7 protein-coding genes are annotated in these 11,795 nt (G+C 53.2%); 3 read left to right on the top strand and 4 right to left on the bottom strand.

Annotation, left to right across the window (positions count from 1 at the left end; translation table 11 throughout):
• Both ACR0P9_RS02580 and ACR0P9_RS02575 read left to right on the top strand, forming a co-directional pair.
• The coding region (locus tag ACR0P9_RS02580) for a S1C family serine protease (protein ID WP_432617289.1) at nt 1-1,011 on the top strand (1,011 nt) is incomplete at its 5' end.
• Between the two features lie 253 nt (nt 1,012-1,264).
• A complete protein-coding gene (locus ACR0P9_RS02575; RefSeq protein ID WP_432617288.1) occupies nt 1,265-4,996 on the top strand; it encodes a phosphoribosylformylglycinamidine synthase in 3,732 nt (1,243 codons plus the stop codon).
• A 434-nt stretch (nt 4,997-5,430) separates the two neighbouring features.
• On the opposite strand, the gene ACR0P9_RS02570 is transcribed toward ACR0P9_RS02575, so the two are convergent.
• The gene (locus ACR0P9_RS02570) at nt 5,431-5,769 is read right to left on the bottom strand and encodes a hypothetical protein (RefSeq protein ID WP_432617287.1); all 339 of its coding nucleotides are present in this window, start codon (nt 5,767-5,769) and stop codon (nt 5,431-5,433) included.
• Between the two features lie 111 nt (nt 5,770-5,880).
• Here ACR0P9_RS02570 and ACR0P9_RS02565 point away from each other — a divergent pair, with 111 nt between their 5' ends.
• Nucleotides 5,881-6,135 carry a helix-turn-helix domain-containing protein gene (locus tag ACR0P9_RS02565; RefSeq protein ID WP_432617286.1) on the top strand — a complete coding sequence of 85 codons (255 nt, stop codon included), beginning with the start codon at nt 5,881-5,883 and terminating at the stop codon, nt 6,133-6,135.
• A gap of 52 nt (nt 6,136-6,187) precedes the next feature.
• Here ACR0P9_RS02565 and rpe read toward each other — a convergent pair whose 3' ends face one another.
• The 3 genes from rpe to glmS all read right to left on the bottom strand — a co-directional run bounded on the left by rpe (nt 6,188) and on the right by glmS (nt 11,389).
• Nucleotides 6,188-6,865 (bottom strand): ribulose-phosphate 3-epimerase, encoded by a 678-nt coding sequence (rpe, locus tag ACR0P9_RS02560; RefSeq protein ID WP_432617285.1) that lies wholly within the window; start codon nt 6,863-6,865, stop codon nt 6,188-6,190.
• 221 nt (nt 6,866-7,086) lie between these two features.
• A complete protein-coding gene (gene feoB / locus ACR0P9_RS02555) occupies nt 7,087-9,435 on the bottom strand; it encodes a ferrous iron transport protein B (RefSeq protein ID WP_432617284.1) in 2,349 nt (782 codons plus the stop codon).
• Between the two features lie 112 nt (nt 9,436-9,547).
• Nucleotides 9,548-11,389: a glutamine--fructose-6-phosphate transaminase (isomerizing) gene (gene glmS / locus ACR0P9_RS02550; RefSeq protein WP_432617283.1), complete on the bottom strand. Its 1,842-nt coding sequence runs from the start codon at nt 11,387-11,389 to the stop codon at nt 9,548-9,550.
• Between the last annotated feature and the right edge of the window lie 406 nt (nt 11,390-11,795).

Here is an 11,795-nt window from a genome sequence, read left to right as displayed (position 1 = left end):
TCTATTGTAGCGATTGTCGTAGACTCTGTACAGCAGGGTACCGAGTCCTCCGGCTCCGGTGTTATCATGAGCGAGGACGGCTATATTATTACCAACAACCACGTTGTTGAGGGCGGCGATATGTATAAAGTCGTTCTGAGCGACGAAAAGAGCTACACAGCGAAGCTGGTCGGCACAGATGAGCAGACAGACCTTGCCGTACTCAAAATTGATGCTACGGGTCTGACAGCGGCGGAATTCGGCGATTCGGACAGCTTGCAGGTTGGTGACCGCGCGTTTGCCATCGGCTCTCCTGGCGGCTTGGAGTACCAGAACAGCTTTACCGGCGGTTTTATCTCTGCGATCAATCGAAATGTCACGATCAATGACCGTGTGATGACCTTGATTCAGACGGATACCGCGATCAATCCGGGCAACTCCGGCGGCGCACTCATTAACTCTGCCGGTCAGGTTATCGGTATCACCAATTCCAAGCTCAGCGCATCCTCCTCGGACAGCGCGTCCATCGAAGGCATGGGCTTTGCCATTCCGATGACAACAGTAAAAGAAGTTGTTGATGAACTCATCGCCAATGGTCACGTGACCGGCCGTCCGGCCATCGGCATCAGCGGCTATGACATTGATTCGACCCGCGCCAGCTATTTCAACCTGCCGCAGGGCGTCTATGTATCCAGCGTCGATCCGTCCTCTGATGCGTATCAGCAGGGCATTCAGGCGGGCGATATTATTACCGGTGTCAACGGCAAGGACATCACCAGCATGACCGACATCAACGAGGTCAAGAACGAACTGAAGGTGGGCGACACGATGAAGCTGACGATCTATCGTGACGGCAGCACCAAGGAAGTCACCGTCAAGCTGATTGACCAGTCCACACTGAGCGGCACGACCTCTTCTTCCTCCAACAGCGACAGCTCTTCGGAAGACAACAGCAGCGGTCAGAGCGGCAGCCAGAACGGCGGCAGCACCAACCCATACGGCAGCTACGGATACGGCTATACCATCCCGTAAAATTGCTGCTTCTTACTCCATTCGGCGAATCAAAGCCGAATGGAGTTTTTTTGCCTGCAGACGGGCGGACAGTGTGCAGGAAAGCGCATACATTGGCGTGCAAATTTGGTTGAATCTCACAAAATCCTGTCGTTTTCGCGCAAGAGCATTGAAAACAAAAGGAAAAAACGGTATGATAAAAATATCTATTGTAAGATTTGCAAAACTTTTTGCAAACGATGTTTGACGATACTATGGTAATTCGAGGTGCAACATGGCAGTATTAAGATGCTATACGGAAAAACGCAGTGGTTTCGACAGTGCATCCCAGTCGCTGTGCAGCAGCATTCGTGAACTGCTGGAGATCCCAGCACTCACCTATGTGCGTGAGCTGTGCCGCTACGACGTGGAAGGTATTGATGCAGAGACCTATGCAAAGGCGAAAAACATCGTGTTCTCTGAGCCGATGGTAGATGATTGCTACGATGAACAGTATCCGATGCCGGAGGGCGATTACCGCATTCTCGCGGTAGAACCGCTGCCTGGTCAGTACGACCAGCGTTCCGACTCTTGTGCGCAGTGTATCCAGCTGATGACACAGGGAGAGCGTCCGAAGGTAGCCGCAGCCCATATCTATGTGCTGGGCGGCAAGCTGACTGATGAAGAGATGGACAAGATCCGCGGCTATCTCATCAACCCAGTAGATTCCCGCGAGGCTTCTGCGGACAAGCTGGAGACGCTGGAAGCAAACTATGCCATCCCGACACAGGTTGACACCGTAGAGGGCTTTATTTCCATGGATACCGAGGCACTGGAGCAGATGCGCACCAGTCTGGGTCTGGCCATGGAACTGGATGACTTGCAGTTCTTACAGAGCTATTTTGCAGGCGAGGAAAAGCGTGACCCGACCATCACCGAAGTGCGCATGATCGACACCTATTGGTCTGACCACTGTCGTCACACCACCTTCCTGACCGAAATCGACGAGAGCAAGATTGACGACCAGATGGTACTGGATGCGTACAACCGCTATCTGGCAGGTCGTGTCGAAGTATACGGCGAGGAAAAGGCTGCCAAGCGTCCGGTAACCCTGATGGACATCGGCACCATCGCAGGTAAGGTGCTCAAGAAGCGCGGCTGCCTGCCGAATCTGGACGAGAGCGAGGAAATCAACGCTTGCTCCATCCGCATCAACGCAACCGTAGACGGCAAGAAAGAGCCGTGGCTGCTCATGTTTAAAAACGAGACCCATAACCATCCGACGGAAATCGAACCGTTTGGCGGCGCAGCTACCTGCCTTGGCGGCGCGATTCGTGACCCGCTGTCCGGCAGAAGCTATGTCTATCAGGCTATGCGTGTCACCGGCGCAGGCGATCCGACTGTTCCGCTGAATGAGACTCTGGAACACAAGCTGCCGCAGCGCAAGCTGTGCACCACAGCAGCTGCTGGTTATTCTTCTTACGGCAACCAGATTGGTCTGGCTACCGGCTTGGTTCATGAGATTTACCATCCGGGCTATGTCGCAAAGCGCATGGAAATCGGCGCAGTTGTCGGCGCAGCTCCGATTGAAAACGTTATTCGTGAAGTACCGGATCCGGGCGATATTGTCATCCTGCTCGGCGGCCGCACCGGCCGTGACGGCTGTGGCGGTGCAACCGGTTCCTCTAAGAGCCACACCACAGAGTCTCTGGAGACCTGCGGCGCAGAGGTACAGAAGGGTAATCCGCCGGAAGAGCGCAAGATTCAGCGTCTGTTCCGCAATCCGGAAGCAACCCGCATGATCCGCCGCTGCAATGACTTTGGTGCAGGTGGTGTGTCTGTTGCCATCGGCGAGCTGGCAGACGGTCTGGACATCAACCTGAACGCCGTACCGAAGAAGTATGACGGTCTGGACGGCACCGAACTGGCAATTTCCGAGTCGCAGGAGCGTATGGCAGTTGTCGTAGCCAAGGAGAACGTGGATAAGTTCATCCAGATGGCAAACGAGGAGAACATCGAGGCAACCGTTGTGGCTACCGTTACCGATACCAATCGTCTGCGCATGACTTGGAACGGCAATACTATCGTTGATGTATCCCGTGACTTCCTCAACACCAACGGTGCATCCAAGCACACCAAGGCACATGTATCCCCGCTGCCGACCCCGTCTATCGAGGTTCCGACCGAGGGCGCAAACCTGAAGGAAAAGATTTTGAACCTGTCTTCCAAGCTGAACATCTGCTTGGAGCGCGGTCTGACCGAGCGTTTTGACGGTTCCATCGGCGCAAGCTCGGTATTTATGCCGTATGGCGGCAAGAACCAGCTGACCCCGACACAGGTTATGGCAGCAACCCTGCCGACTGCTGGACAGTGCTCCACCGCATCTGTCATGGGCTTCGGCTTTGACCCGTATTATATGGAGCAGAACCCGTATCTCGGCGCTTCCAGCTCTGTGATTGAATCTATGGCTCGTCTGGTAGCAGCTGGCTGTGATTACAACACCGCATACCTGACCTTCCAGGAGTATTTTGAGCATCTGAACCGTGATCCGGAGAAGTTTGGCACACCGCTGGCTGCTCTGCTCGGCGCATATGACGCACAGATTATGCTTGGCCGTGCAGCAATTGGCGGCAAGGACTCCATGTCCGGCACCTATGATGACATGCACGTTCCGCCAACGCTGGTATCCTTTGCGATTGCACCGGAAGAGGCTGACAACCTGGTATCTCCGGAATTCAAGAAGGCTGGACATCCGGTATACTTCCTGGATGCAACCTACTTTATGGACGGTTCTCCGGATTATGCAGCGATCCGCAATACATGGGAGACCGTACAGGCACTCATCGCACGCGGCAAGGTAGCAGCATCTTGGGCACTGTCCGCAGGCGGTATTGCAGAGGGCATCGTAAAGATGTCTGTCGGCAATGACATTGGCTTTACCTTCGCACCGACCTTTACACCGGACGGTCTGTTCCTCAAGAACTATGGCGGCATTCTGATTGAAGCTACCGAAGAGCTGGAGAACATGCCGCTGTGGCTCATCGGTATGACGACAGATAAGCCGGAAATCGACGCATTCGGCGAGATTATTCCGCTGTCTGAGCTGAAGCAGTCGCTGGAGGGCACGCTGGAGAGCGTATTCCCGACCCGCGCAGCAGCTTCCGATGATAAGCTGGTTAAGCCGGTATACACCGAGCGCAACACAAAGGCTCCGGCAGTGAAGACCGCTCGTCCGGCAGCTGTTATTCCGGTATTCCCGGGCACCAACTGTGAGTACGATACCGCAAAGGCAGTAGAGACCGCAGGCGGCGAGGCAAAGATTGTCGTTGTTCGCAACCTGTCTCATGATGCCCTGATGCGTTCCGCAGAGGAGCTGGAGCAGGCAATTCGCGGCTCGCAGATGATGATTCTGCCGGGCGGCTTCTCCGGCGGCGACGAGCCGGACGGTTCCGGTAAGTTTATCGCTTCGTTCCTGCGTGCACCGGCAATCAAGGACGCTGTACATGACCTGCTCAACAACCGTGATGGTTTGATGCTGGGTATCTGCAATGGCTTCCAGGCACTGATTAAGCTGGGTCTGGTACCGTATGGTGAAATCCGTGATTTGGATGACACCTGCCCGACGCTGACCTACAACCTGATTGGTCGTCATCAGTCTCGCTATGTACAGACGCGCGTCGCTTCTGTGAAGTCTCCGTGGCTGTCCTCTTGTGAAGTAGGCGATGTACATTCCATTGCTATTTCTCACGGCGAAGGCCGCTTCGTTGCACCGCAGGCAGAGATTGATCGTCTGGTTGCCAATGGTCAGGTGGCGTTCCAGTATGTGGACTTCAACGGTGAACCGTCTATGGACATTGCGTTCAACCCGAACGGTTCTATGTGTGCTATCGAGGGCATTACCTCTCCGGATGGTCGTGTTCTTGGCAAGATGGGTCATACCGAGCGTTACACCAAGTACGTTGGTCAGAACATCTTTGGCGAGAAGTATCAGCCGATCTTCGAGAACGGCGTCAAGTACTTCAAGTAAGCAGGATTGACATAAAAATACAATCTCCCGCAGGAATCCCTGCGGGAGATTTTTTGTGTGGGAGAATTTGCACAGGCTCACTCGTCTCTCCCTTTGGGAGAGATGTCGCGAAGCGACAGAGAGGGCTTGTGTCAGCTAAAAGTTCTCTCAGATTTGCCGGATGTGAGCTTGTTAGAATTCGCCCTCTCAGTCATTTGCTCCGCAAATGCCAGCTCTCCCAAAGGGAGAGCCGAGAAAAGCTCCCCGTTTCCTCTTGCGCACAGACCCACTTGGGAGAGATGTCGCGCAGCGACAGAGAGGGCTTGCATCAGCAAGAAATTCTCTCAGATTTGCCGGATGCGAGTTTGTTAGAATTCGCCCTCTCAGTCATTTGCTTCGCAAATGCCAGCTCTCCCAGAGGGAGAGCCAAGAAGCCGGAGCGAACCGGTTCGATTTTATTCATCATATGAGATAAAATCAAACCAAAATATTACTTGTGCGGCTCCATCAATATCAGTGGGGCTGTTGTCACCGGTATTTACAGACGGCTGAATGGTTATTTCATCAGCAAGATTGGCTAAGTGTTGAAAATCTTGCTTGTCACGATTTTTAAAGCTGAATGTGTCGCAGACAAAAATAATCCATCCGGCGTGGTCATCTGTATCCATTAACAAATTTGCACCAAGTCTTTCGGCAAGAGACTGACACATTGGCTCCAATTGATGAAACAATGCGGTTTTTTCTTCGATATGCATTTCGTTGGAATCAGAATAACAAAATTTTTCAATTCGCATAAAGTATACCTCGTTGCACTACATGAATAAAGATACTATCTATATAGTATCTTTATATAAGCGATTTGTCAACGGGGTACTTTTTCCATAGGATACATTTGAGGTGTAAACATGGAAAATGTACTCTATACGATTGCGCAGTATGGTCATATTACAATTGAATTAAAACCATTGATGGATAAAAAGCATATCACACGATATGCGATGGCACGCGCGGTAAACACGCGATTTGAAGTCATTGACAAATGGTATCGCGGGCATGTCGAAAAAATTGATGCCGATGTATTGGCACGGATTTGCTTTGTATTGGACTGCACACCGGGAGATATTATTCGATATGTCCCGCCTGAAACATCGAACACATGAAAAAAACTCCCACTCGAAGCACCGAGTGGGAGTTTTGCGCTGTTTGCGCAGTTTAGAATGCAAAATAGTTGTTTTCGTACTCGTCGAAGATCTTCTTGAAGCCCTTGACGTTTGCTGCGATGTCGCCGCCAAAGACAGCGGAACCAGCGACGATAACGTTGGCACCGGCAGCTACGATGTCCGGTGTGTTGGTCAGCTTTGCGCCGCCGTCGATTTCCAGCTCGCACTTGTAGCCATTTTCATCGATTGCCTTGCGGATGGTACGAATCTTGTCGGTGCAGGCATCAATGTAGCCCTGACCGCCAAAGCCCGGCTCTACGGTCATGATGAGAACCATGTCCAGTTCCGGCAGCAGCGGGAGCAGAACGTCTGCCGGTGTGCCCGGCTTGATGGATACACAAGCGCGAACGCCAGCTTCCTTGATCTTGCGAACCTGTGCAAGCGTGTCGCCGTTTGCCTCGTAATGTACGGTGATAATGTCAGAACCTGCCTTGATGAAGTCATCCAGATACTGATCTGGATCGGAAATCATCAGATGAACGTCGAGCGTAGCATCTGTTGCCTTGCGCAGAGCCTTGACAACCGGTGCGCCGATGGTCAGGTTCGGTACAAAATGACCGTCCATGCAGTCTACATGCACGTACTCTGCTCCGGCGTCAACGGCGATGGCAATGTCACGCTGCAAGTTGGCAAAGTCAGCGGACAGGATTGACGGAGATAGTTTAATCATAGGTGCTCTTTCCTTTCCCGTATGGGGCGAACGCAGACGCCCCGCTTTTCATATGCTGGAACAGGCGGAAATACGCGCTGTGCAGCCCGCGGGACAGCGCCCCTGCCGGCCGGCTCACGCCTTTCGCATACGGGAGCTGCCTGCCTTTTCTCAGGCGGTTCCCGACCTGCGCCAGATACTATTTCCATTATACATCAAATAGGGAAAATATCCAAATGTTTTCACAGGAGCAATAGACCAATGGTGTGGACGATGAACGCACAGACCCACGCGATAGCGCACTGGAAAATCACCGTTCCAAATGCCCAACGGCTGCCCAGCTCGCGCTTAATCGAAGCAATTGCCGCAACGCACGGCGTGTACAGCAGACAGAATACCAGCAGGGAAGCGGCTGCCACCGGCGTCAGAACCGTCAGCAGATCGGTGCCGCTGCCAAACAGAATGGTCAATGTCGAGACAACGCTCTCCTTTGCCATAAAACCGGTAATGAGGGCGGTGGAAATGCGCCAGTCGCCAAAGCCGAGCGGACGGAAGATCGGGGCAATGCTTCCGGCGACGAGAGCCAAAATGCTGTCCTGCGAATCCGAAACCATGTTGAGCTGTAAGCTGAAGTTCTGCAAGAACCAAATGATGATGGTTGCGAGGAAAATAACGGTAAATGCACGCTGTAAAAAGTCCTTTGCCTTTTCCCACAGCAGCTGCATGACGTTTTTCATACCCGGCATTCGGTAATTCGGCAGCTCCATGACAAACGGAACCGCTTCGCCGCGGAAGCGGAATTCCTTGGCAAACAACGCAGTTAAAATACCAATCACAATGCCGCCGAAGTACAGCGCAATCATGACAAGACCGCCGTGCTTGGGGAAGAAGGCTGCGGTAAAGAAGCCGTAAATCGGCAGTTTTGCCGAGCAGCTCATAAACGGTGTGAGCATAATCGTCATGCGGCGGTCGCGGTCGGACGGCAGCGTGCGGCTCGCCATGACGCCCGGTACCGTACAGCCGAAACCGATAAGCATCGGGACGATACTTCTGCCGGACAAGCCAATTTTTCGCAGCAGCTTATCCATGACAAAGGCAACGCGTGCCATGTAGCCGGTGTCCTCCAGCAGAGAAAGGAAGAAGAACAGCACGACGATAATCGGCAGGAAGCTGAGCACGCTGCCGACGCCGTTGAAAATACCGTCGATAATGAGCGAATGCAGAACCGTATTGACATGCGCCGCTGTCAGGGCTTTGTCCGTAAGAACGGTCAGGCGGTCAATGCCAAGCTCTAACAGCGTCTGCAAACCGGCACCGATGACATTAAACGTCAAGAAGAAAATCAAGCCCATGATGGCGATAAATGCCGGAATGGCGGTGTATTTGCCGGTGAGGAAGCGGTCGATGTGCCGACTGCGTGCGCGCTCGCGGCTCTCGTGCGGCTTGATGACGGTCTGATCGACGAGCTTCTGAATAAAGGCAAACCGCATGTCGGCAATGGCTGCCGCGCGGTCGAGGCCGCGTTCCTCTTCCATCTGCTTGATGATGTGCTCAATCATTTCCTGCTCGTTTTGCGTCAGACGCAGCAGCTCCCGCACGCGCGCATCACCTTCCACCAGCTTTGTCGCAGCGAATCGCAGCGGAATATCTGCGCGCTTGGCGTGGTCTTCAATCAGATGCATGATGCCGTGCAGACAGCGATGCACCGCACCGCCGTGATCGTTCATGTCGCAGAAATCCGTGCGTCCCGGACGCTCCTGATATTTTGCCACGTGCAGCGCATGGCGCACAAGTTCATCAACGCCTTCGTTTTTCGCGGCGGAAATCGGAACAACCGGAATGCCCAGCATCTCTTCCATTTCATTGATGCGAATCGAGCCGCCGTTGCCGCGCATCTCATCCATCATGTTGAGTGCGAGCACCATTGGAACGTCCAGCTCCATCAGCTGCATGGTTAAGTACAAATTTCGTTCGATATTTGTCGCATCGACAATGTTAATAATGCCGAGCGGCTTTTCTCCGATGATAAATTGTCTGGTGACAATTTCCTCACTGCTGTACGGAGACATGGAATAAATACCCGGCAAGTCTGTGATTTCCGTGTCCGCATGTCCGCGGATGGCACCGCTCTTGCGGTCTACCGTGACGCCGGGAAAGTTTCCGACATGCTGGTTGGAGCCGGTCAGCTGATTGAACAGGGTCGTCTTGCCGCAGTTCTGGTTGCCTGCCAGCGCAAAGGTCAGGGTCGTGCCTTCCAGAACCGGATGTTCATCCGCTTTTACATGATATTTGCCGCCCTCACCGAGACCTGGATGTGCGGTAAACTCTGCCAGATTCTCTTTGGGAGTGTTTGGCTTTTCCTGTGCGGTGACGGGGCGAATTTGAATCTTTTCTGCATCCGCCAGCCGCAGCGTCAGCTCGTAGCCGTGAATGCGAAGCTCCATGGGATCGCCCATTGGCGCAAATTTCACCAAGGTGACCTGTGCACCGGGAATCACGCCCATGTCCAAAAAGTGCTGGCGCAGGGCACCTTCGCCGCCAACGGTTGTCACAATGGCGGAGTCGCCAATGGACAGTTCTTTTAATGTCATATGCATACCTCCCTTGTCAAATGTTAGTATATACATACATTTCTTATTTGTCAATTGAGATATGAAAAAAGCGCCCTGTTTCCGAAAAAACAGAGCGCTTGTAAACAAATATTTACTCTACGGTTACAGATTTTGCCAGGTTGCGCGGCTTATCAACGTCACAGCCTAACTCAATCGCAGTGTAGTAGGCGAACAGCTGCATCGGGACAACGGTCAGGGTCGAAGTGAACAGGTCAGCGGTCTTCGGAATGTACAGAACAGTGTCTGCAACGGTTTCTGCATCGGTGCAGCCTTCCTTGACCACGGCGATGACATGCGCACCGCGTGCCTTGACTTCCTTGACGTTGGAAATCAGTTTTTCATACAGCAGATCCTGGGTTGCTACAGCGATAACCAGCGTGCCCGGCTCGATCAGGGAGATGGTGCCGTGTTTCAGCTCGCCAGCGGCATACGCTTCCGAGTGCACATAGGAGATTTCCTTGAGCTTCAGAGAGCTTTCCAGCGAAGCGCCGTAGTCAATGCCGCGTCCGATGATAAAGACATTGTTGCGGACAAGTTCAGAACCGGTGGACTGGTGTTCCTTTGCCAGCTGACGGATTTTTTCTTCGTCAGCAAAGATGCTCTCCAGCTGATCCGGCAGCTTCTGCAAGTCAGCGAGCAGAGAATCAAAGGTCTCTGGACGAATGGTCTGACGAATCTGTGCGAACTTCATCGCAATCAGATAGATGACAGCCAACTGGGTGGTGTAGCCCTTGGTGGTTGCCACGGCGATTTCCGGGCCTGCCATCGTGTACAGCACATCATCACTCTCGCGGGCAATGGAGCTGCCGACTGCGTTGACGATGGACAGCACGTGTACATCGTTTGCCTTAGCTTCGCGCAGGGCAGCCAGCGTGTCGGCGGTCTCGCCGGACTGACTGATGGTGATGCACAGGTCATTGCGGCTGAGAATCGGGCGGCGATAGCGGAACTCCGATGCCAGATCGACTTCAACCGGAATGCGGGTCAGCTCTTCGATGACATACTTGCCGACCATGGCAGCGTGCCAAGCGGAACCGCAGGCAACCATGTGAATGCGGCCGATGTTCTTGATGCGCTCATCGCTCAGACGCAGCTTATCCAGTGTGATTTCTCCGTCATGAATGCGGGAACCAATGCAGGTGCGCAGCGCGTTCGGCTGCTCCTTGATTTCCTTCATCATGAAGTAGTCGTAACCGCCCTTTTCAGCGGCAGAAATATCATAATCTACAGTATAAATTTCGTGATGAATCGGCTTGCGATCCATATCCATCAGCTCGACGGAATCCGCCTTGATGAGCGCGATTTCGTTGTCACCCAGCAGATAGTACTTGCGGGTGTGGTCAAGCACAGCCGGAATATCCGATGCGATGTAGTTTTCGTGCTCGCCCAGACCGATAATCATCGGGCTGTCCTTGCGGACTGCGAGCAGGGTATCCGGATAGTCTGTGCACAGGATGCCCAGTGCATAAGAACCGCGGATGCGGTGCAGGACCTTGATGAGTGTGCCGACCAGATCGCCGTCATACAGATAGTCAAACAGCTGTGCGACAACTTCGGTGTCGGTTTCCGAGCGGAATACCACGCCGTTTGCCTGCAATTCTTCCTTGAGCGGGATGTAATTTTCGATGATGCCGTTGTGCACCACCGTGATGCGGCGGCTCATGCTCGAATGCGGGTGAGAGTTGATGTCGTTCGGTGCGCCGTGCGTTGCCCAGCGGGTGTGTCCGATGCCGAGCGTGCCCGGTACGCCGCCTGCGGCGTTTACCTTCTCGCGCAGGACAGCCAGTCTGCCCTGAGATTTTACGGTACGAACCTTGTCAGAGAAAACAGCGATGCCAGCCGAGTCATAGCCGCGGTACTCCAGTTTCTCCAGACCTTCCAGCAGGAAGGGTGCTGCCTGCTCATGGCCGGCATAGCCTACGATTCCACACATGATAGTTTACCTCCGAGGTATAAAATTTTTATCAGCACAGTACCGAACCCCTCTGTTCACCCCGTTGCCGGTGCGGTTTAAGAGAACGGCTTTCGTCCGTGTGCCTGCGGGCGGGAAGCATCCGCCGAATTTTCGATCACTTCCACCTCGTCAGCTACCCTGCATGGCAGCTCTGGCGCTTGTTTCCGGTCGGAAAATACATTCCGAAATGGTGGTGCTGAATGCAGCAGCATAATTGATTATGGGATATTATAACACGTTCCGGCGAAGAACGGAAGAGGGCAACCATGCTAAAATCGGAAAATAGAAATGAAAAAAATTGGTCTTTCTCCTGAAAATTATGACAAAACGGTAACTTTTTTCGCAAAATATCAGAATCTATTGACAATTTGGAACGGTCGGTATA

The organism is Butyricicoccus sp., assembly GCF_050872565.1.
In the GTDB taxonomy this organism is placed as follows: domain Bacteria; phylum Bacillota; class Clostridia; order Oscillospirales; family Butyricicoccaceae; genus Butyricicoccus_A.
Note: the sequence above shows the minus strand (reverse complement) of the source record. Positions and strands in the feature narration are given on the sequence as shown.

Coding starts and splice junctions, on each gene's coding strand:
- ACR0P9_RS02575 (WP_432617288.1), top strand. CDS start 1,265: ATGGCAGTATTAAGATGCTATACGGAAAAACGCAGTGGTTTCGACAGT.
- ACR0P9_RS02570 (WP_432617287.1), bottom strand. CDS start 5,769: ATGCGAATTGAAAAATTTTGTTATTCTGATTCCAACGAAATGCATATC.
- ACR0P9_RS02565 (WP_432617286.1), top strand. CDS start 5,881: ATGGAAAATGTACTCTATACGATTGCGCAGTATGGTCATATTACAATT.
- rpe (WP_432617285.1), bottom strand. CDS start 6,865: ATGATTAAACTATCTCCGTCAATCCTGTCCGCTGACTTTGCCAACTTG.
- feoB (WP_432617284.1), bottom strand. CDS start 9,435: ATGACATTAAAAGAACTGTCCATTGGCGACTCCGCCATTGTGACAACC.
- glmS (WP_432617283.1), bottom strand. CDS start 11,389: ATGTGTGGAATCGTAGGCTATGCCGGCCATGAGCAGGCAGCACCCTTC.